Here is a 21,020-nt window from a genome sequence, read left to right as displayed (position 1 = left end):
AACCGATGGCAGCCCGATCATGTCCGACACCGTCACCACGCCCAAATCCTTTCAGGAGATCATCCTGCGCCTGCAGAATTACTGGGCAGCAAAGGGCTGCGCCGTGCTGCAACCCTATGACATGGAAGTCGGGGCAGGGACGTTCCACCCGGCCACAACTCTGCGGTCACTTGGCACGCAGCCCTGGGCCGCCGCCTATGTCCAGCCCTCGCGCCGTCCAACCGATGGGCGCTATGGTGAGAACCCCAACCGGCTTCAGCACTACTACCAGTACCAGGTGCTGATCAAACCCAGCCCGCCGGACCTGCAGGACCTCTACCTCGGCTCGCTCCGTGCCATCGGCATCGACATGGACCTGCACGACATACGCTTTGTCGAGGATGACTGGGAAAGCCCCACGCTCGGCGCCTGGGGCCTCGGGTGGGAGGTCTGGTGCGATGGCATGGAAGTGTCGCAATTCACCTACTTTCAACAGGTTGGCGGCCATGACTGCCATCCGGTCTCGGGTGAGTTGACCTACGGGCTCGAACGTCTGGCGATGTATATCCTCGGTGTCGATCACGTCATGGACATGCCCTTCAACGACCCGCAAACACCCATCGCGCTCAGCTACGGCGACATCTTCAAACAAACGGAAGAGGAATACGCCCGCTGGAATTTCGACACCGCGAACACTGAGGTGCTGTTGGACCACTTCGTGGAGGCCGAAAACGAGTGCAGGGCGATCCTCGCCGCCGAACACGACGACCCTAAGACCGGCAAGCGCATCATCATGGCCCACCCGGCCTATGACCAGTGCATCAAGGCGTCCCACATCTTCAACCTGCTCGACGCGCGCGGCGTGATCTCGGTTACCGAACGTCAGGCCTATATCGGCCGCGTCCGCGCACTGGCCAAGCAATGCGCCGACGCCTTCGTCCAGACCCGCGCAGGCGGCTGGCAACCCGAGGACGCAGCGTGAGCGGAAAAATCATTGGAATTGTCATCGTGCTGAGTGGGATCATCGCGGGCGCGGCCCTCTACTACCTGCAAGTCTACGGCTTCTACGAAGAGGTGGTCGAGGCGGACGTCCAGCTTGTCTCGGTCGTCACGGACGCACCCGAACCCATCCCCTTCGACAACTTCCAGGCCATCGACGCCGAAAGCTCGCCCATTCGCTACCGGGCCTGCTTTACCACCGACCTGTCGCTGTCCCTGCTGACGGAGACCTATGTGGGTCTCGAAGACGCCACCCCCCGTAACGCCCCCGGCTGGTTCGACTGCTTCGACGCCGCCGCCATCGCTGCCGAGCTTGACGCAGGCACGGCACTCCCCTTCCTGGGCCAGAAAAACGTCGATTTCGGCGTCGACCGCATCGTCGCCATCACCGAAGACGGGCGCGGCTATGTCTGGCACGAACTCAATGATTGCGGCGAAAAAGCCTATGACGGGACCATCGTCGGCGAAGAATGCCCGGAACGAGAAACAAACTAATGCCTGACCTCCTGATCGAACTCTTCTCCGAAGAAATCCCCGCGCGCATGCAAAAGCGCGCCGGTGAAGACCTGCAAAAGCTGGTCACGAACGGTCTTGTCGAGGCCGGGCTGACCTACGCCTCCGCCGCCGCCTTCACCACGCCCCGCCGCCTGACGCTGACGGTCGAGGGGCTGCTGGCGGAAAGCCCCACGACCCGTGAAGAGCGCAAGGGCCCCAAGGCCGACGCGCCGGAAAAGGCGATCGAAGGGTTCCTGCGCGGCGCGGGCCTGACCCGCGATCAAGTCGAAGAGCGCGAGACGCCCAAGGGCAACGTCCTTTTCGCCGTGATCGAAAAGCCAGGCCGCCCGGCGGCTGAGATCATTGCCGAGGTGTTGGCCCAGACCGTCCGCACCTTCCCTTGGCCCAAATCCATGCGCTGGGGGTCGGGCGCGCTCAAATGGGTGCGCCCGCTGCACTCGATCCTTTGCATCCTGAGCGATGAGGCAGGGACCGAAGTCGTGCCGGGTGAGGTCGACGGCATCGCCTTCACCGACACGACCGAAGGCCACCGCTTCATGGCCCCGGGCCGCTTTTCCGTAACCTCTTTCGAGGATTACGAGAAGAAGCTCAAGCGCGCTCATGTGATTCTGAACGCCGCCGACCGGTCTGAAGCCATCTGGCACGACGCGACCAACGCGGCCTTCGCGAGCGGCCTCGAAGTGGTCGAAGACAAAGGCCTCTTGGCCGAGGTCGCGGGTCTTGTCGAATGGCCTGTGGTCCTGATGGGCAAGATCGGTGACGACTTCCTCGACCTGCCGCCCGAAGTGCTACAAACCTCGATGAAAGAGCACCAGAAGTTCTTTTCCGTCCGCAATCCCAAAACGGGCCGCATCGAACGGTTCATCACCGTGGCGAACCGCGAAACGGCAGACAACGGCGCCACGATCCTCGCAGGCAACGAAAAGGTGCTGAGCGCCCGGCTGGCAGATGCCAAGTTCTTCTGGGAAAATGACCTGCGCGTCGCGAAGTCCGACATGAGCGTCTGGACGCAAGCCCTTGAAAACGTGACCTTCCACAACAAGCTTGGGTCACAAGCCGACCGCATCAACCGCATCGCAGCACTGGCCAAGGAACTGGCCCCCATCGTCGGCGCCGATGAGGCCCAAGCCGAAGAGGCCGCCCGCCTGGCCAAAGCCGACCTCAGCTCCGAAATGGTCTACGAATTCCCAGAACTTCAAGGGCTTATGGGGCGGTATTACATCGGCGAAACCGAGAAAAACACCGCCATCGCCGCTGCCGCCCAAGAACACTACTCGCCATTGGGGCCGTCTGATGATGTGCCTACTGCACCTGTTTCGGTCGCGGTGGCTTTGGCCGACAAGCTGGATACGTTGACAGGCTTCTGGGCGATTGATGAGAAGCCGACGGGATCGAAGGACCCGTTTGCGCTGCGTCGTGCAGCGTTGGGTGTTATTCGGCTTTTGTTGACAGCTCAGTACTCTTTCAGCCTTCGGCAAGTCATTAAGAATTCGTACTACGGCGTAGTCTGGGATATTTACCGTATACCGTATATGATTTCGCACTTCGTTTCGGGCGCAGAACGAAATCAGAATTTTTGGACTTCAGGTTATTCAGGTGACGTGGAAAACCCATCATTGCAGATGAATCGGGAAGTGTTGAAGGGTAAGCTGGACGCGGGGAACTTGGCTTGGGAAGTCGATGTGGATTTGCATCTTGACCGCAACTATCAGGTCTCCCCACTGCTCACTACGGAACAATTGGCAGCCGACCTCCTCTCCTTCTTCCACGACCGGCTCAAAGTCTACCTCCGCGACCAAGGCATCCGCCACGACATCATCGACGCCTGTATCGCGATGCCGCAAAACGACGACCTCACCCTGCTGGTCAAGCGGGCCAAAGCCCTCTCCGAAACCCTCGCCACCGACGATGGTGAAAACCTGATCCAGGGCTTCAAACGCGCCAACAACATCCTCACCCAGGCCGAGGAAGCGGACGGCGTCGAATACTCCTACGGCGCCGACATCAAGTTCGCCGAGGAAGCCGAGGAAAAGGCCCTGTTCGAAGCGCTGGACGCCGCCGAAGCCAAAATCGCCCCGGCGATGGAGGCACAGGACTTCGCATCCGCCATGCAGGCCATGGCAACACTCCGAGGCCCTATCGACGCCTTCTTCGAAGCGGTCCAAATCAACGCCGACAACCAGACCGTCCGCCGCAACCGGCTCAACCTGCTCAGCCGCATCCGCGCGCTCTGCCTCTCCGTCGCGGACCTGACAAAGATCGAAGGCTGATCCTCTTCATCTTGCCAGATAAACTCCGGGGGGTAAGGGGGCTGGCCCCCCTGTTTCACGCGACTAAACCGTTGCGCAAACCCTGCTTTCTGCGCCCGCAGCCGGTGTACAGGGGGTGCACGGGGTGTGTACGCATGGTGCCACCCTGTCACAGGCCGAAAGTCGCAGACCTAAACCCTTGTGCGGGCAGGCTTTCAGGCTATGCTGCGCCTCGCAGAGGAGCCATGCCGCAGTGCAGAATAACCCGCATACAACCCTGGTCACCCCCACCGCGCCCATTGCGACGCAGACCCATGGCGGGCGGGCCAAATGCCTGCAACGGCTCAAGCGGCTGGACCTGCCGGTGCCGGCTACGGTGGCCTTGTCTTTCGATGCCGTGCACGACATCGCAAACGGCCATCTCCCTGATATTCCAGCGATTTTAGGTGAATTCCCGGACGAGGCACTGCTCTGCGTGCGCCCCTCATCCGAGGACCCGGATTGGGGCGGCCCCTCGGCCATCCTCAACGTCGGCATGAACGACACGCGGTTCGAAGCACTCTGCGCGACGCTTGGAACCGATGCGGCGGCCACGCTCTTCACCCGCTTCGTGCAAAGCTACGCCATCCACGTGGATCGGCTCGATCCCGACATGTTCGACGACGTGACCGGCGAGGGGCCAGAGGCCCTGCAACAAACCCTCGAAGCTTATGAAAACGAAACGGAAATCCCGTTTCCGACCACCCGCGCCGAACAACTGGCCGGGGTGCTGAAATCCATGGCCCGCGCATGGGAAGGCACCTCCGCCCGGCTCTTACGCCAGGCCAAGGGCGCGCCCGCGGACGCGGGGCTCGGCCTCGTGGTCCAGCAGATGGCCTTCGGTGTGGGGCATGGCGAAAGCGGCTCCGGTGTCCTCCAGCTTGTGTCCTCAAAGACCGGGATGCCCCAGATCACCGGGCGCTACCTGCGCCAAAGCCAGGGCCGCGATGCGCTCCGCACCGACGCCAACAGCCTCTTCATCAGCCGTGACCCCCGTGGCCCCTCGCTTGAGGATCAGGTGCCCGACGGATTTGCCCAGCTTGTGGAACATGCGCGTCTGATGCGCGTCAAGCTGCGCGAAGAGATGCAGGTGGAATTCACCATTGAAAACGGGCACTTGCATATCCTTGACGGTGTGCGCGTCACACGCTCGTCCCGCGCTGCGGTGCGCATCGCCGTGCAGCTCGCGCGCGACGGCATCATCCCGCGACAAGAGGCGCTGATGCGGATCGAACCGCGCACATTGAACGAGCTTCTGCACCGTCAGGTCGACCGCCATGCCAAGCGTGACATCCTCGGAACCGGCATCGCGGCAAGCCCGGGTGCGGCCACCGGGCGCCTCGTCTTTTCGTCCAACGACGCGCAAGCAAGTGCTGCCCGACGCGAGGATTGCATCCTCGTCCGTCGCGAAACCTCGCCCGAGGATGTCCGCGGCATGCACGCCGCCAGCGCTGTCATCACCGAACGGGGTGGTATCACCAGCCACGCGGCGGTGATCGGGCGCGGTATCGGCCTGCCCTGCGTGGTGGGCGTAAGTGATATGCGCTTTCAGACCCGCAAGGGGCAGATCGTCACGCAAGATGGGCGCGTCATCAAGGCGGGCGAGATCGTGACCGTGGACGGGACCAACGGCACCATCCTTTTCGGTGCGCCCGAGATGCAGGAAGCGGCCCTTGATGATGCGTTCAACGACCTGATGGACTGGGCCGATGCGGAACGTGACATCGGCATCCGCGCCAATGCCGACACACCCGCAGATGCGCAAACGGCCAGCAATTTCAATGCCCAAGGCATCGGGCTGTGCCGGACGGAACACATGTTTTTCGAACCCGGGCGGCTCACGGTGATGCGCGAGATGATCTTTGCCGCCACCAGTGATGACCGCCGCGCGGTGCTGGAACGGCTCCTGCCCATGCAGCGCGCGGATTTCATCCAGCTGTTCCGGATCATGCAGGGTAAACCGGTCTGCATCCGGCTCTTTGATCCGCCCTTGCACGAGTTTCTGCCCACGGATCGGAACGGGCAACGTGCGCTGGCGGACGCCCTGAACCTGCCCCTCTCTGACGTCACGCGCAGGATCGAGGCGCTGATGGAATACAACCCGATGCTGGGCCAGCGCGGCGTGCGCCTTGGCGTGACGCTGCCCGAGATCTACGAGATGCAGGCCCGTGCCATCTTTGAGGCGACCATTGAAGCCAGCCGCGACGGCGAGCCGGTCGTGCCCGAGATCATGATCCCACTCGTCAGCGCCAAGCGCGAGGTTGAACTGGTGCGCGCGCGCGTGGATGCGGTCGCCACAACCGTGGCCATGACGGCGGGCGCCGCATTTGACTACAAGCTGGGCGTGATGGTCGAGACACCGCGCGCCGCACTGCGCGCAGGTGACATTGCCCAGCATTGTAGTTTCCTGTCCTTCGGCACCAATGATCTGACGCAAATGACATACGGCCTGTCGCGCGATGACGCGGGCCGGTTCATGTCCGACTATGTGCGGCAAGAGGTGTTTGTAGAGGACCCTTTCCACTCTCTCGACATCGACGGGGTGGGCGAATTGCTGACACTCGGATCGGAGCGGGGGCGCGCGGCGCGGCCCGACATCACGCTGTCGATGTGTGGCGAACATGGGGGCAATCCCGAATCGATTGCATTCTGTCGGAATGCGGGATTTGACTATGTTTCCTGCTCTCCGTTTCGCGTTCCGGTGGCTCGGCTGGCGTCCGCTCAACTGGCAATCGCCCACAAAATAGAGTAGCTGAGCGGGTCCAAACGCCTGTATGGCGTAGGCCGCCACAAGCCATATCTCGCCAACGCATAGCGGCCATGTGCGACCAAAACGCCCTAAAACTGGACGTTTCGTCGATTTTTCCCTAAATGCCGCGGATCGACAATGATCCTGGGGTGATCCATGCAACGTTTGGGTAAGGCGCTTCTCGCGTTCTTTATCTGCGCGGCCACACCGCTTTTTGCATCTGACGCGGACGGTCCGGCTGCCACCGGCGACGCGCTGCGGGCGGCCGAGGCGCGCGGTCTGCGCGGAATTTCGCAGGCGCGGCTCGGGGATCTTCTGACCCCACCGGCGCAAGCAACGAATGTGTCCTTCACACGAAACTGGCTTGACGCACAGCCCTCTGCCAAGGGCGGCGCACACTGGAAATGCCTGAGCGAAGCGCTTTACTTTGAGGCGCGTGGCGAAACGGTCCGAGGCCAGTTTGCCGTGGCCGAGGTCATCATGAACCGCGTGCGCAGCGCGCGCTTTCCCGACAATGTGTGCGGTGTGATCAACCAGGGCACGGGCAAGCGCTACCAGTGCCAGTTTACCTACACCTGCGATGGCAACCCCGAGACGATCCACGAACCCCGCGCGTTTGAGCGCGTGGGCAAGGTTGCCCGTGCCGTGCTTGACGGCCGCGCCCCCGACCTGACCGAGGGGGCAACCCACTATCACACCACCGCCGTCCGCCCGCGCTGGAGCCGCGTTTACACCCGGACCGCTGCCATCGGTGTGCACGTGTTCTACCGCCACACATTCCAGACCGCGTCGAACTGACGTTTTCGGGCGCAGGGGCGGCGTCTTTGCCCCTGTCCCCGCGGGGACAGCTTGGATAGAAGGGCGCGAGTTCCTCTGCAAAGGCCGCGCTCCCATGGCATCCGAAATACGTCTCGCTTTTTCCCATCCTTCCGAACGGTCAGAGGCGACGGCAACCTCCGCCCCGCTCGACCGCATTTCGGTCCGCGATCATACGGTCGACGTCGAAATCGGTGCCTTTCAGGCCGAGCGCGGTGTGACCCAGCGTATCTGCTTCAACATCGTTGTTGAGGTGCGTCCGCTCACCGGCCCCATTGACGACGACGTGGACCGCATCCTGTCCTATGACAAGGTGACCGAGGCGATCACATATGAACTGGCCGCAGAACGTCTCAACCTGCTGGAAACTCTCGCCGAACGTGTGGCCGACCGCATCCTGATCGAGCCACAGGCGATGCGCGTCTTTGTCCGCATCGAAAAGCTGGACCGGGGCCCCGGTGCTCTGGGCGTCGAGATTGTGCGCAGCCGGGGCACAGCGCGGCCTGTGGCGGCGGAGGATATGGAAGAGGACGTGATGCACCCCGAGCTGGTGTATCTGTCGAACGCGGCCATCGCCTCGGACCACCTGAGCGGCTGGATCGACCAGCTTGAAGCTATGGGCCGCCCGCTGATCTTCTGCGTCGGCCCTGCAGACATCGACGCACCGCAGGCCAGCCATCCACTTGCGCAGCGGCGCATCGACCTCTTGGCCATCGAACAGAACGCCTGGGTGCTGGCGGCCCGCGATGCGCGCTGCAAGGTGGTGGACACGCGGACCGAACTCGACTGGGCCATGCGCAACGGGCAGGCTTGCGTCTGGGCGCCGTCCAAGATCGTGCTGGATGCCGTTGACGGCCCTTCGGCTAAGGGTGCGGACGCTGTTGCGCTGGCGTCGTGGTTTGCCGCGACCTTCGATGTGCGCGAGATGCTGGTCATTGGCGATGACGGCCCCATCGACGCGCCCGTTGCGCTGCGCGCCATGCCTGCGGATCAGGCCACGCTCTGATGCGGAACGTCCGTCCGTTGATGCAGGTCGGTCCGGCCCGACCGGCGGGTGCGATCCCATGTGGCGGCTGTTGGTTTACGGATGTGGAGCTGCTGTCGCGCGATACCGCGCCGCGTGTGGTGCCGGTGTCCGAGTTGACCACTGCCGAGCGGGCGGCGTTTGATCGGACGTGGGACGCGCCGCAAATCATGGGCATCCTGAACACCACGCCAGACAGTTTCTCGGACGGTGGCCAACACAATGCGCGCAGTGATGCTGTGGCGCACGGGCAGGCGCTGATCGGGCAGGGGGCGGAGATCCTCGATATCGGGGGCGAAAGCACGCGACCCGGTGCGCAGACCGTCGATGTGGAAGAGGAAATCGCACGCACCGCGCCCGTGATCCGCGATTTGCGTGCCGCAGGTGTCACCACGCCCATCTCCATTGATACGCGCAAGGCGGCGGTGGCCGAGGCGGCACTGGATGCGGGTGCCAGCATCGTCAACGATGTATCTGGCTTCACCTATGATCCCGATCTCGCGCCACTCTGTGCCGCGCGTGGCGTGCCTGTGTGCGTCATGCATGCGCAGGGCGATCCGCAGACCATGCAGGACAATCCGACCTATGACGATGTGCTGCTGGATGTGTACGACTTCGTCGCCGAAAGGATCGAAGTTTTGCAGGCCGCAGGCGTTGCCAAGGACCGGATCATCGCCGATCCCGGCATCGGCTTTGGCAAGACACTGGACCACAACCTGGCCCTTCTGAACCGGATCAGCTTGTTCCACAGCCTAGGTGTGCCGATCCTGCTGGGGGCGTCGCGCAAGCGGTTTATCGGGACACTCGGGAACGCGCCCGAGGCATCCGCGCGGACGCCCGGGTCCGTCGCCGTGGCCCTCGCTGCCATCGCCCAAGGCGTGCAGATCATCCGTGCGCATGACGTCGCCGACCATGCGCAGGCCATTGCGCTGTGGCGCGCATCCGTGGCACATCCCTGACATGACAAAACTCTTCGGGACGGACGGCGTCCGGGGCACGGCAAACCTGGCCCCCATGACGGCCGAGATGGCGCTGCGCATCGGTGCGGCTGTGGGGCGGTACTTTCGCAGGGACGGGGACAGCGTGCACCGCGTGGTCATCGGCAAGGATACGCGCCTGTCTGGTTACATGTTCGAAAACGCGCTGACGGCTGGGCTGACCAGTACGGGTATGAATGTTCTGCTCTTGGGTCCAGTGCCGACACCCGCGGTTGGGCTGCTGACCCGATCCATGCGCGCTGACCTGGGCGTGATGATTTCCGCCAGCCACAACCCGGCCCACGACAACGGCATCAAGTTCTTTGGCCCCGATGGTTACAAGCTGAGCGACGCGGCCGAAGCCGAAATAGAAAACCTTGTGTCCCAAGGGGTTGAGCCTGTCCCCGCGGGGACAATCGGGCGCGCCAAGCGCATTGACGACGGCCGGTTCCGCTATGTGGAGCGGGTGAAATCCTCGTTTCCCCGACAGATGCGGCTGGATGGTCTGAAGGTGGTGGTGGACTGCGCGAATGGCGCATCCTACCGCGTGGCGCCCGAAGCGTTGTGGGAACTTGGCGCGACCGTGATCCCTGTGGGTGTGTCGCCCAATGGGCATAACATCAATGAGGGCTGCGGCTCGATGCATCCGCAAACCGCGGCCGAGGCGGTGGTGGCGCATGGCGCTGACGTTGGCATCTGCCTTGATGGCGACGCGGACCGTGTGATCCTGCTGGATGAAAAGGGGCGCGTCGGAAATGGCGACCAGTTCATGGGGCTGATGGCCGCCCGCTGGGCGTCAGAAGGGCGGTTGCGGAACAACGCCCTGGTGGCGACGGTGATGTCGAACCTTGGTCTTGAGCGGTTCTTGCAGGGACATGGCGTGCGGTTGGAGCGCACGGGTGTCGGTGACCGCTATGTGGTCGAGCGGATGCGGCAGGGCGACTTCAACCTGGGCGGCGAGCAGTCGGGTCATATTGTGATGACCGACTATGCCACCACCGGTGACGGATTGATGGCCGGGCTGCAATTCCTCGCGGAGCTGGTGCAATCCGGCAAAAAAGCGAGCGAAGTGCTGCACGTCTTTGACCCGGTGCCGCAGCTTTTGAAGAATGTGCGCTTTGCCGCGGGGCAAACCCCGCTTGAGGTGGAGAGTGTGAAAGCCGCGATTTCCGAAGCGGAAGGGCAATTGAACGGCAACGGGCGGCTTTTGATCCGCAAGTCTGGGACCGAGCCACTGATCCGTGTGATGGCCGAGAGCGAGGATGAAGCTGTGCTGACCGCAAGCGTGGATCATGTGGTCAGCGCGGTGGAGGCGGCCATTACACAATAGGCTGACCGACCCTCCGGGGGGAGTTTATCTTGCAAGATGAAGGTGTGGATCAGCGCGGAAAGAGCCTGCTGAGCGCGCCATATTGGCTGAGGCCGACGCCTGCGAGGATGAGTACCATAGCCGAAAGGAGGCTTGCTGGCAGCGGCTCGTTCAGGATCAGAGCGCCCATGACCACGGACCAGACCGGTACCTGGTAATTCGTGATCGACATGAACACCGGGCCTGCGCTGCGGATCACCAAGACGCGCAGCATGTTGGCTGCTGCTGTAGGGATCAGGCCAAGGCAGGCGATGACGATCAGGGTTTGTGTGTCGGGTAGGGGTGGCGGCCCCTCGACGATCCATGCGGCGGGCAGGGTGATGCAGGCGGCGATCAAAAGCAGTACCGTAGAGAGGCCGATGGGATCCACCGCAGGCAGGCGACGCATCAGGATGGAGGAGATGCCGTAGCAGCAGGCGGCACTGATGCAGGCGATGCGGCCCGCTGCCTCAAGCTGTGCGCCGCTGGTTTCGAACGCTTGTCCGCCGATCAGGATGCAGACGCCGACAAAACCGATAATGAAGCCAAGGCAGCGCCGCCACGTCATCTGTTCGCCAGGGACAAAGAAGTGCGAGAGCGGCAACACGATCAGCGCCACGGAGGCCATTGAGACGCCTGCGAAGCCCGAGGTGACGTATTGCTGACCCCAGGCAAGCAGCATGAAGGGGATGGCCGAGCTGAAGGCGCCTATGGCCACCACTGCTGTCCAAGTGTCTGGTGTAGTTGGGTTTTTGAACAGCTTGCCGCCGAGCGCCTGCCAGATCGCCACCATCAGGACGGCGGCAAAGCAGATGCGCCCGGCCGCCAGCCAGAACGGCGTGATCCCGCGCAGCGCGATTTCCGTCACAAGGAACGTGCCACCCCAGGTAAACCCAAGGATGGCAACCATCAGCCAGCTTGTGCCCGTGATCTTAGGGCTATCGGTCATGCAGGGCCTTGCTGTCGGTCGGCGCCTGATCGCGTTCGGTCATGCCGTAGTCGCGGATGACGCCAGCGACACGCAGCCGGTAGTTGTCGAAGTGAATGTCGCGACCCGCGCTTTGGGCAACGCGATGTTCGGGGAGTTTGCGCCAGTGTTCCAGTGCGGCTTCGTCCTCCCAGAAGGATAGCGACAGGAGCTTGCCCGGCTCGACAAGGCTTTCGAAACGTTCGACCGAGATGAAGCCGGGGATGTCGCTCAGGTGGTCCTTGAGGGCTGCGGCCCGGTTCAGATAGGGCGTGCGGTGGCCGTCCTTCGGCCAGACCTCGAAGATAACAGCAATCATGTGGAGCCTCCCTGTGGTGCGGACACGTTTTGCAGCCATGTCCTGTCTTCCTTGAGAATGAATTTCTCGGATTGTGCAAACAGGTAATTTTCACGTCCTTGTGGGTCGGCTGCGAGGCGGGCGCGGTATTGTTCATAAGCGGCAAGGTTTTCAATGTGATAGATGCCGTAGGCGAGGGTAGAGGACCCTTCGTATGGTGCAAAATATCCCACAAGGTCGGCGCCGCAGCGGGGGATGCACTGGCCCCAGCGTGCGCCGTATTCAGCGAACGCTGCGCGTTTGGTGGGGTCGATTTGATACTGGATGATGCAGGTGAGCATGTGTTGTCCTTTCGTTGCTGCGCATTGGCTAGCACTTTGACGGACGGGAATGCTTCGGCTACGGTCGAACTATGAAGGAAGGTCCAGACATCTCTCACATCGCGGCGCTGATCGGTGATCCGGCGCGGGCGAACATCCTGACGGCGCTTATGGATGGGCGGGCGTTGACCGCGTCTGAATTGGCGGAGGAGGCGGGTGTGGGCCTATCGACGGCCAGTGGGCATTTGTCGAAGCTGGCGGATGCCGAGTTGATCGCACCGCGCAAATCGGGGCGGCACAAGTACTTCAATCTGGCGGATGCCGAGGTCGCTGGTGTGCTTGAGGCGCTGATGGGGCTTGCGGCGCGCAAGGGGGCCACGCGGGTACGCACCGGGCCGAAGGACGCGCAGATGCAGGTGGCGCGGGTGTGCTACAACCATCTGGCTGGGCGGATGGGCGTGCAGATGTATCGCAGCCTTGTCGCGCGCGGATTGCTGGCCGAGCACGGTGAGGATGTGGCGCTAACAGGCGCGGGGCGCGACTTTGTCACCTGGTTCGGTGTTGATGTCGCCGGGTTGGAGGCGGGACGGGCGCGCATGTGCCGGACCTGTCTGGATTGGTCGGAGCGGCGCAATCATCTGGCTGGGTCTTTGGGGCGTGCCATTCTGAAACGTATGGAAGATCAGGCGTGGATGCGTCGGGATACAGGCAGTCGGGCCGTGCTGGTGACGGAAAAAGGAAAGGCCGCTTTTGCAGCGGCCTTTCCAGACGTCGGGTAGCGGTGCGCAGTGAATGCGCACCCTACGGGTTTTAGTTCTTTGATTTGTCGACCATTTTGCCGGCCGAAATCCACGGCATCATGCCGCGCAGGGTCTCACCTGTGGCTTCGATCTGGTGTTCGTCGTTGATGCGACGTGTGCCTTTGAAGAAGGGCTGGCCGACCGCGTTTTCCTGCATGAAGTCACGCACGAACTTGCCGGTCTGGATGTCGGTCAGGATCGCTTTCATGCGCGCCTTCGTCTCGTCATAGGGCAGCACGCGCGGGCCGGAGACGTATTCGCCATACTCGGCCGTGTTCGAGATCGAGTAGTTCATGTTTGCGATGCCGCCTTCGTAGATTAGGTCCACGATCAGCTTCACCTCGTGCAGGCATTCGAAATAGGCCATCTCGGGGGCGTAGCCGGCTTCCACGAGGGTTTCGAAGCCCATGCGGATCAGCTCGACCAGACCACCGCAGAGCACGGCCTGTTCGCCGAAGAGGTCGGTTTCACACTCTTCGCGGAAGTTTGTCTCGATGATGCCCGAACGACCACCGCCGATGGCGGAGCAGTAGGACAGGCCGATTTCCAGCGCGCGGCCGGAGGCGTCGTTGTCGACAGCCACGAGGCAGGGCACGCCGCCGCCTTTGACATACTCACCGCGCACAGTGTGACCGGGGCCCTTGGGCGCCATCATCACCACGTCGATGCCGGGCTTGGGTTCGATCAGGCCGAAGTGGACGTTCAGGCCGTGGGCAAAGGCGATGGCTGCACCCTCGCGGATGTTGTCGTGGACGTATTTCTTGTAGGTTTCGGCCTGCAGTTCATCGGGCATTGTGAACATGATCAGGTCGGCCCACGCTGCCGCTTCGGCGATGCCCATGGTTTTCAGGCCTTCGCCTTCGGCCTTGGCGATCGAGGGCGAGCCTTCGCGCAGGGCGACGACGACGTTTTTCGCGCCGCTGTCGCGCAGGTTCAGGGCGTGGGCGTGGCCCTGTGAGCCGTAGCCGAGGATGGCCACGTTCATGTCTTTGATCAGGTTGATGTCGCAATCGCGGTCATAGTAAACGCGCATGGTTTTCCCTCCGGAGTTTGTGTCTGGGGCGCGTTATACGGGCGATGTTGCCTCTGGTCAGCGTTGTGTTTTGAGTTTATTTGGCAAGATGAAGATTGGATCATTCGTCAAATTCAGGAAACTCGCAAATATCATGCTTGATGATGCTGACCGGCGCATACTGCGGCAATGGCAGGCAGACCCTTCACTTGCACCTGCCGAGCTGGCGGAGCGGGCGCGGGTGAGTCCGGGGCAGTTGGCGCGACGTCAGGCCAAGTTGCGCGAGGCCGGGTTGGTTAAGGGTGTGCAGGCAGTCATTGATTGGGGGGCGCTTGGGTACGCTGTTGAGGTGTCGCTGCGCGTGACCTTGGACAAGACACAATCCCGCGCGTTCGACGAGTTCATTGAGGCGGCGCGTGAGGTGCCGGAGGTCATTGAGATCCAGACCTTTCTTGGTCGCGTTGATGTGCGCCTGTCGGTCATTGCGCCGGATATGAGCCACTACCAGCACCTCTATCGCAGTCGCATCCTGACCTTGCCGCATATCGCGGACATTGAGGCGTTGATGCAGGTCGCGCGGATCAAAAGCGACGAGGGGCTGCCGCTGTGATCGATCTGGATGCGACCGATTTCGCGATTTTGCGCCTGTTGGCCGAAGATGCCGGGCAGGGGGCCGGTGCGGTTGGGCGGGCGTGCGGATTGTCTCAGCCTGCCGCGTGGCGGCGCATCAAGCGTTTGCGCGAGGCGGGTGTGATCCGGGGGCAGCGGTTGGTTCTGGATGCCGAGAAGCTAGGATTTGGGGTGACCGTCTTTCTGGGCGTTAAGCTGGCAACGAAAGGTCGCGTGAGCCTTGAGGATTTTGAACGCGCTGTTTCGGCGATCCCCGAAGTGCAAACGGTGGAGCATGTTCTGGGTCTCTATGATTACCGTCTGCGTGTCGTCGCCCGTGACCTGCCGGACTTCGAGCGTGTCCTGCGCCGCCGCATCATGACCCTGCCCGGTGCGGGTGAGGTCGAGGCGAATGTGCTGCTCAGCGAAGAGCGCCGACCGGGGCCGATTGGCTGACGGGGTTTCCCATCGGCGGCGCGCCATGCCGCACTGCCGCGAATGTATACCGTGATAGGCTTTGTTCCTGCGCGCCCAAGCCGCTATGTGCTGCTGAAAGAGAAAGGACATCACCATGCCCGCATTGCTGGATACTATTGACCCGCAGGGTCTTGAGGAATTCTCCGTCGTCTTCACCGACCGGTCGCTCAACCATATGAGCGCCGCGTTTCAAAGTGTGATGAACGACATCTCGTCGATGCTGAAAGAGGTGTACGCCGCCGATGCAGTCGTTGTGGTTCCGGGGGGCGGGACCTTCGGGATGGAGGCGGTTGCCCGTCAGTTTGGGCGCGGCGCCGATGTGCTGGTCGTGCGCAACGGGTGGTTTTCGTACCGCTGGAGCCAGATCTTTGAGACCGGTGGGCTAACGGCCAACACCACTGTGTTGAAGGCCCGCCAGACCGGGAATGCGTCGCCATCGCCCTTTGCGCCTGCGCCGATCGAGACTGTAGTCGATGCGATCCGCGAGCAGAAGCCGGATGTCGTCTTTGCCCCGCATGTGGAAACCAGCGCGGGTGTGATCCTGCCGGATGACTACATCGCAGCAATTGCCGCCGCCGCGCACGAGGTGGGTGCGCTGATGGTGCTGGATTGCATCGCGTCGGGATGTGCATGGGTCGATATGCGCGGCTTGGGCGTCGATGTACTGATCTCGGCCCCGCAGAAGGGGTGGAGCGCGTCGCCCTGTGCAGGGCTTGTCATGCTGTCGGAGCGGGCTGTGGCGCGGATGGAGGAAACAACCTCGGACAGCTTCGCGATTGACTTGAAGAAGTGGCACCAGATCATGATGGCCTATGAGGGCGGTGGTCATGCCTATCACGCGACGATGCCGACGGACGCGCTGCGCGATTTCCGCGATACGATGAAAGAGACGCAGGCGTATGGGTTTGACAAGCTGAAGGACGCGCAGTGGGCCTTGGGTGGCGCGGTGCGCTCGATGCTTGCTGAGAAGGGCGTGACATCAGTCGCTGCTGACGGGTTTGGCGCGCCGGGTGTGGTTGTGAGCTACACTGCTGATCCCGACATCCAGACAGGCAAGCGTTTTGCGGCGGAAGGGATGCAGATTGCCGCCGGTGTGCCGCTTCAATGCGATGAACCTGCGGACTTCCGGACCTTCCGGCTTGGGCTTTTTGGTCTCGACAAACTCTATGATGTTGACGGTACTGTCGCGCGCTTGAAGCGCGTTGTTGATCAGGTGCTCTGAGGCACTCGTAAGGCGGAGATGTCCTCCGCCTTAGCCTGCCGCCTGAACGCCAAGTCCCAGTTTCATCAGGGTTTTGCGCACCGGTGCGATCTCGTGCAGGGCTTTCAGACCCATGGCGCGCGCATCGCGGGCCAGCGGTGATGTCGCCTGGCTGGTGCGGTTCAGCAGGTCGATGCCCGTCACCCGCATCCGGATATCCCTGTAGCGTGCAGCGTGATAGGCGTCGAGCATTTTGGCGTCGCCCAGCGTGTCCGGGTGGGCAATCGCCAGATCCAGCAGCGTTGTCGTATCCGCCAGCGACATGTTCAGTCCCTGCGCCCCGATTGGGGGCACAACATGCGCAGCCTCTGCGATCAGGGCCAGTCGGGTTGCGTTCAGCCGGTCGGCGATCTGGCTGATGATGGGCCAGATCGACCGGCGCGAGGCGAGGCTCAGCGGCCCGAGGATATGGCAGCTGCGCTCGGTCATCTCGGCTTCGAACGCCTCCTTGTCCAGTGCCATCCGCGCGACCGATTTTGGGCCATCATCCATCCAGACGATGGCCGAGCAGGGCATCCCGTCGTGATCGGGCAGTGGCACGAGGGTGAAGGGGCCTCCGGTGCGGTGCACTTCGGTCGAGACATTGTCGTGTGGGATCGGATGCGTGACGGCGAAGGCGAGCGCCTTCTGACCGTAGCGCTTTGTTGTAACGCCGATGCCTGCCGCCTGACGCATGGGCGAGTTGCGCCCGTCGGCGGCGATCACAAGGCGCGCTTTGACCGATGTGCCGTCGCTTAGGCCGACACGGGCTTCTGCCGTGCGGCCGAGGAAACGGGTCGTGGCGGTGCCGGGGCGGAAATCGACGGTGTCCAATTCGTCAAGGCGCGCCAGCACTTCACGCCGCAGCCGCCAGTTGGGGAAGTTCCAGCCGAAGGGCAGGTCGGATACGTCGGACGCGCGAAAGGCTTTGACCTCACGCGCAGCGCCCGTCTCGGTCGCGGCATCGGCGATCTGCATCACGTCAAGCGCCGCGCCATGGGGCGCGAGGGCATCCCACACGCCTGCACGGTCAAGCAGTGCGCGCGCTGGTTGCAGCATGGCCGTCGTGCGCATGTCTGCGCCGTCAGCATCGCGGTTGGTCACCGGCGGGGTTGGGTCCACGCAAATCACTTTGAACCCTGCGGTGCCAAAGGCCGCCGCTGCCGTAAGCCCGGCGATGCCGCCGCCGGAAATCAGAATGTCACACGTGTTGGTCATCTCTTTCCTCCGCATCACCAACCTATGCTGTGCATTGGCACGGCCAAGGCGGCATCCTGTCCTACCCTGTCAGCCGCGCGAGAAACGCGCCGAGGTCGTCCGTGTAGTGATGGATATGTTCGCCATCGGCGCGTGCTGGGGCGACATGCACGGTCCGCATCCCCATATCATGCGGCACGGCGAGGTTGCGCGGCTCATCCTCGAACATCGCGGCCGCTTCTGGCGCCAGCCCGTCGCGACCGAAGACACGGACAAAGGCGGCGCGCTCGGGCTTGGGCTGGAAATCCGCATGCTCCACGCCATAGGTCGCGTCGAACAGCCCGGACAGGCCCCGGGCCTCAAGCACCCGCGCGGCATAGGGGGCGCTGCCATTGGTGTAGACGATCTTGCGCCCCGGCAGGTCGCGGATTTGCGCCGCCAGCTCTGGGTCCGGCGTCAGCTGATCAAAAGAGATGTCGTGCACGTCCTCGAGAAAGGGCATTGGATCAAGATCGTGTTCGCGCATCAGCCCCGCCAATGTCGTGCCGTGGGTGTGCCAGTAGTGGACGCGGAGCCGATCCGCCTCGGCCAGCGTGACGTTCAGCGCGTCCATGACATAAGCCCTCATCCGCTCTTCGATCTGGTCGAAAAGCCGTACGGCGGGCGGATACAGCGTATTGTCGAGGTCAAAGACCCAGGTGCGGACATGCGTGAAATCAGCGGATGGCATGGCCGCGTGGATAGGCGGGGCCGGGCCAATCTGCAAGGGCTTGGGGTTGCGCCATGCGGTATACCCGCACTACGGTGTTGAAATTCAACGACTTGCGAAGATGCCATGCCTGCTCCACGTCCCACCAACACCGATGCCTATTCCATGATCCTTGAGGCCATCGACATCGGCACGTATCGCCCCGGTGATCGGCTGGTGGAGAGTGAACTGGCCGAACGGTTCGGCGTGTCCCGCACGCCGGTGCGCGAGGCGCTCCAGCGGCTCGAAACCCAATCGCTTTTATCGCGGGATGGGCGCAGCCTGATCGTGGCATCGCTGGACCACAACCAGATGTCCGAGCTTTACGTCGTGCGGCGCGAGCTTGAGGGGCTTGCTGCATCGCTGGCAGCCCAACACGCGACGGCGGAAGAGGTGCGGATTTTGCGCGAGATGGTCGAGGCCGACAATGAGTTGGTCAATGATCCACCCGCGCTGGCCCGCGCCAACCGGCGGTTCCACACGCAAATCCACCTTGCCTCGCACAACCGCTATCTTGTGCAGCAACTGGACCTGGTGCACCGGACCATGGCCCTGATGGCGACCACATCGCTCGCAGCCGACGGACGGACCCGTATTGCACAGGAAGAACATGACCGCATTGTCAGCGCGATCGAGGCCAAGAACGCCGAAGAAGCGGGCAAGGCGCTGCGTGACCACATCTCTGTCGCATTCATGACCCGTCTCAAGCAGGACGCCGAAACGCGCCGGGACGAAGCCTAGGGCGCGGCCTGATCCCCTTCGTTGTGAATGGGCCGCACGATGTCGCCTGTTGCGGTGCCGTGCTGCGTCTTGTCCCAGTAGAATGGCGCGCGCACCATTTCATAGAGCGCCTTGTAACTTGCGAGGGCGGCTAGCGGAAAATAGAGCGGCAGCGTCAGTGCCCACGGGACAAGATGGCGGTGCGCCCGGTCTGACACAGCCATCATTGCAATGGTCAGGTTCAGAAGTTCGGCAAAAATAAACAGGATTGCGATGGGCCACATTACCGCCTGACCAAGTGTGACAATGACCGGGTGCGGTAGACCCGCGGCAGGCAGCCAAAAGCTCCACAGCACGGGCAGGGCCGCGAATTGGGACACGGTGGCCAGGAACATCGCCTGCACGCCGCAGAACCGTTTGAAGCCCAGATCGCGCAACAGCGCCATGGGGCTCCGCATGTGCACGCAATAGGTGATCAGGTAGCCCTTGAGCCAGCGCGAGCGCTGCTTGACCCACGGCCAGGCCCGGCAGTTCGCCTCTTCATAGGTGACGGTGCGGATGAGTTCGGTTCGGTATCCGCGACGGGCAAGCCGCAGGCCCAGATCAGCATCTTCGGTCACGTTGTGGGCGTCCCACCCGCCCAGTTCCTCAAGGATGTCGCGCCGAAAGAACAGGGTCGTCCCCCCAAGCGGCAGAACCAGTCCAAGCTGCTCGACCCCCGGCAGGACAAGGCGCCACCAGCTGGCGTATTCGATGGTAAAACAGCGCGCCAGCCAGTTGTGGCGTGCATTGTAGTAGTCCAGCATCCCCTGCAGGCAGGCCACGTCTGGCCCGGCTGCGGCGAACTTCGCGACCACCTTTTCGATCTGGTCGGTTTCTGGTGCATCCTCGGCGTCCCACACGCCGATGATGTCGCCCTGACAAAAGTCGAGCGCATAGTTCAGGGCGCGGGGTTTGGTGGTTATGGTGCCGTCATCCGGCACCTCGATCACGCGCATCCAGCGCGGCAGTTTCGTACGGGTGAGGGTGGCGCGGGTGACGCTGTCCTTAGCCTCAAGCACCAGCACGACGTCCAGCAGCGCCTTGGGGTATGTCAGCCGCGACAGGCGGGTGATCAGTGCCTCTGCAATGCGCTCTTCCTTGAACAGGGGCACCATGACTGAAACCCGGGGCAGGCGGGTGGGCAATTGTGGCGGCATCGGTTCGGTCGGCACAGGGACCTGGTACACCAAGCGCGCGATCAGGGCGGCCAGCTTCAGGGTTGTGGCCATGATAAGCGTGAGCATCGCCCAGCCGATGGCCGCGGTTGCAATCCATGCCGGAAAAAGCAAGCTCAGCAACATGAGGAGCGCAGCACCCGCATAGAGCCTGGAGGTTCTGTTGCTTAGGGGCGAGGACCACGTCCGACAACTCAGATCTTCGGGCACCTTGTGTGCGGCCTGATGGGCAAGGTGTGCGCCATAAAGCGCTGTGATCTGGTCATGAATTTGGTCGATGGGGGCGAGGACCGGCAGCACGGCCCAGGGTGGCTTGTCGAGAGCGCGGGCCAGGTCCGGGATACGGTCGGGGCGCGTCGTGGCCACAAGCAACGTGTTCCCGATCCAGCGCCAGGGCACCACGCCAAAGCTCTGACACAGATGCACAGGCATGGCTTGCGCCATGAGCGGACTGGGTGGATTGATAGTCAGATCGACGCGGTCGGCATCGTGCTGGACGGCCAGCGCATCCAGCACATCGCTGGGGTCCACATGCCCGTCTGCCACAAGGATCTCGCCCAAAGGCGCGTCGATCCTGTGCTGCTTGCTGAGCGCATCCAGCAGGGTTGTCTGGGTGATCAGCCCTGCGTTCACCAGTTGACGGCCCACAGGAACTGCGGGGCGCGGCCGCCGCGCCACGGGCTGCGGCGATGACAAACGTAGGAGTGGATCACTCATGA

General features: G+C 62.7%; 20 protein-coding genes. 13 read left to right on the top strand and 7 right to left on the bottom strand.

Annotated features, from left to right (window positions below; all coding sequences use genetic code 11):
- The first annotated feature begins 19 nt into the window (after positions 1-19).
- The 8 genes from RA29_RS16310 to glmM all read left to right on the top strand — a co-directional run bounded on the left by RA29_RS16310 (position 20) and on the right by glmM (position 10,678).
- Positions 20-961 carry a glycine--tRNA ligase subunit alpha gene (locus tag RA29_RS16310; RefSeq protein WP_039687642.1) on the top strand — a complete coding sequence of 314 codons (942 nt, stop codon included), beginning with the start codon at positions 20-22 and terminating at the stop codon, positions 959-961.
- A complete protein-coding gene (locus RA29_RS16305) occupies positions 958-1,473 on the top strand; it encodes a DUF6446 family protein (RefSeq protein WP_039687641.1) in 516 nt (171 codons plus the stop codon). Before RA29_RS16310 ends, RA29_RS16305 begins: the two co-directional genes overlap by 4 nt.
- On the top strand, positions 1,473-3,764 hold the full coding sequence (glyS, locus tag RA29_RS16300) for a glycine--tRNA ligase subunit beta (RefSeq protein ID WP_039687639.1): 2,292 nt from the start codon (positions 1,473-1,475) through the stop codon (positions 3,762-3,764). Before RA29_RS16305 ends, glyS begins: the two co-directional genes overlap by 1 nt.
- A 232-nt stretch (positions 3,765-3,996) precedes the next feature.
- Complete coding sequence (locus RA29_RS16295; protein ID WP_039687637.1) at positions 3,997-6,534, top strand: putative PEP-binding protein; 2,538 nt, start codon at positions 3,997-3,999, stop codon at positions 6,532-6,534.
- 153 nt (positions 6,535-6,687) lie between these two features.
- Entirely contained in the window at positions 6,688-7,329 is a 642-nt protein-coding gene (locus tag RA29_RS16290) for a cell wall hydrolase (protein WP_039687635.1), read from the top strand.
- A 94-nt stretch (positions 7,330-7,423) separates the two neighbouring features.
- On the top strand, positions 7,424-8,353 hold the full coding sequence (locus tag RA29_RS16285; protein ID WP_039687633.1) for a dihydroneopterin aldolase: 930 nt from the start codon (positions 7,424-7,426) through the stop codon (positions 8,351-8,353).
- Complete coding sequence (gene folP / locus RA29_RS16280) at positions 8,353-9,330, top strand: dihydropteroate synthase (RefSeq protein ID WP_039687631.1); 978 nt, start codon at positions 8,353-8,355, stop codon at positions 9,328-9,330. Before RA29_RS16285 ends, folP begins: the two co-directional genes overlap by 1 nt.
- A 1-nt stretch (position 9,331) precedes the next feature.
- Positions 9,332-10,678: a phosphoglucosamine mutase gene (glmM, locus tag RA29_RS16275; protein WP_039687629.1), complete on the top strand. Its 1,347-nt coding sequence runs from the start codon at positions 9,332-9,334 to the stop codon at positions 10,676-10,678.
- A 49-nt stretch (positions 10,679-10,727) separates the two neighbouring features.
- On the opposite strand, the gene RA29_RS16270 is transcribed toward glmM, so the two are convergent.
- From RA29_RS16270 to RA29_RS16260, 3 genes are read right to left on the bottom strand one after another with little or no spacing between them, the layout of a single operon-like run.
- Positions 10,728-11,645, bottom strand: coding sequence for a DMT family transporter (locus RA29_RS16270; protein WP_039687627.1), 918 nt, complete (start codon positions 11,643-11,645; stop codon positions 10,728-10,730).
- Positions 11,635-11,982, bottom strand: a complete 348-nt coding sequence (locus RA29_RS16265; protein ID WP_039687625.1) for an antibiotic biosynthesis monooxygenase — start codon at positions 11,980-11,982, stop codon at positions 11,635-11,637. The genes RA29_RS16270 and RA29_RS16265 overlap by 11 nt, the downstream gene beginning before the upstream one ends.
- A complete protein-coding gene (locus RA29_RS16260) occupies positions 11,979-12,302 on the bottom strand; it encodes an NIPSNAP family protein (protein ID WP_039687623.1) in 324 nt (107 codons plus the stop codon). Before RA29_RS16260 ends, RA29_RS16265 begins: the two co-directional genes overlap by 4 nt.
- A 71-nt stretch (positions 12,303-12,373) precedes the next feature.
- Here RA29_RS16260 and RA29_RS16255 point away from each other — a divergent pair, with 71 nt between their 5' ends.
- Positions 12,374-13,060, top strand: coding sequence for a winged helix-turn-helix domain-containing protein (locus tag RA29_RS16255; protein WP_039687622.1), 687 nt, complete (start codon positions 12,374-12,376; stop codon positions 13,058-13,060).
- A 31-nt stretch (positions 13,061-13,091) separates the two neighbouring features.
- Here the strand turns inward: RA29_RS16255 and ilvC are convergent, their stop codons facing one another.
- Positions 13,092-14,114 carry a ketol-acid reductoisomerase gene (gene ilvC, locus RA29_RS16250; RefSeq protein WP_039687620.1) on the bottom strand — a complete coding sequence of 341 codons (1,023 nt, stop codon included), beginning with the start codon at positions 14,112-14,114 and terminating at the stop codon, positions 13,092-13,094.
- A gap of 133 nt (positions 14,115-14,247) precedes the next feature.
- On the opposite strand from ilvC, the gene RA29_RS16245 reads away from it, so the two are divergent.
- From RA29_RS16245 to RA29_RS16235, 3 genes are all read left to right on the top strand, one after another.
- Positions 14,248-14,703 (top strand): Lrp/AsnC family transcriptional regulator, encoded by a 456-nt coding sequence (locus RA29_RS16245; protein WP_039687953.1) that lies wholly within the window; start codon positions 14,248-14,250, stop codon positions 14,701-14,703.
- Positions 14,700-15,158 carry an Lrp/AsnC family transcriptional regulator gene (locus RA29_RS16240; protein ID WP_039687618.1) on the top strand — a complete coding sequence of 153 codons (459 nt, stop codon included), beginning with the start codon at positions 14,700-14,702 and terminating at the stop codon, positions 15,156-15,158. The genes RA29_RS16245 and RA29_RS16240 overlap by 4 nt, the downstream gene beginning before the upstream one ends.
- Before the next feature lie 115 nt (positions 15,159-15,273).
- Complete coding sequence (locus RA29_RS16235) at positions 15,274-16,401, top strand: aminotransferase class V-fold PLP-dependent enzyme (RefSeq protein WP_039687616.1); 1,128 nt, start codon at positions 15,274-15,276, stop codon at positions 16,399-16,401.
- A gap of 30 nt (positions 16,402-16,431) precedes the next feature.
- On the opposite strand, the gene RA29_RS16230 is transcribed toward RA29_RS16235, so the two are convergent.
- Together RA29_RS16230 and RA29_RS16225 are read right to left on the bottom strand one after the other, a co-directional pair.
- Entirely contained in the window at positions 16,432-17,637 is a 1,206-nt protein-coding gene (locus RA29_RS16230; protein ID WP_039687614.1) for a UbiH/UbiF family hydroxylase, read from the bottom strand.
- Positions 17,638-17,698: 61 nt separating this feature from the next.
- Positions 17,699-18,346: a pyrimidine 5'-nucleotidase gene (locus tag RA29_RS16225; RefSeq protein ID WP_039687612.1), complete on the bottom strand. Its 648-nt coding sequence runs from the start codon at positions 18,344-18,346 to the stop codon at positions 17,699-17,701.
- Positions 18,347-18,451: 105 nt separating this feature from the next.
- Between RA29_RS16225 and RA29_RS16220 the strand changes: the two genes are divergently transcribed.
- The gene (locus RA29_RS16220; RefSeq protein WP_039687610.1) at positions 18,452-19,105 is read left to right on the top strand and encodes a GntR family transcriptional regulator; all 654 of its coding nucleotides are present in this window, start codon (positions 18,452-18,454) and stop codon (positions 19,103-19,105) included.
- Here the strand turns inward: RA29_RS16220 and RA29_RS16215 are convergent.
- On the bottom strand, positions 19,102-21,018 hold the full coding sequence (locus RA29_RS16215; protein ID WP_052249688.1) for a glycosyltransferase: 1,917 nt from the start codon (positions 21,016-21,018) through the stop codon (positions 19,102-19,104). The two genes, RA29_RS16220 and RA29_RS16215, sit on opposite strands and share 4 nt — an antisense overlap.
- Between the last annotated feature and the right edge of the window lie 2 nt (positions 21,019-21,020).

Origin of the sequence: Tateyamaria sp. ANG-S1, from assembly GCF_000814025.1 — a bacterium.
Classification (GTDB): domain Bacteria; phylum Pseudomonadota; class Alphaproteobacteria; order Rhodobacterales; family Rhodobacteraceae; genus Tateyamaria.
Note: the sequence above shows the minus strand (reverse complement) of the source record. Positions and strands in the feature narration are given on the sequence as shown.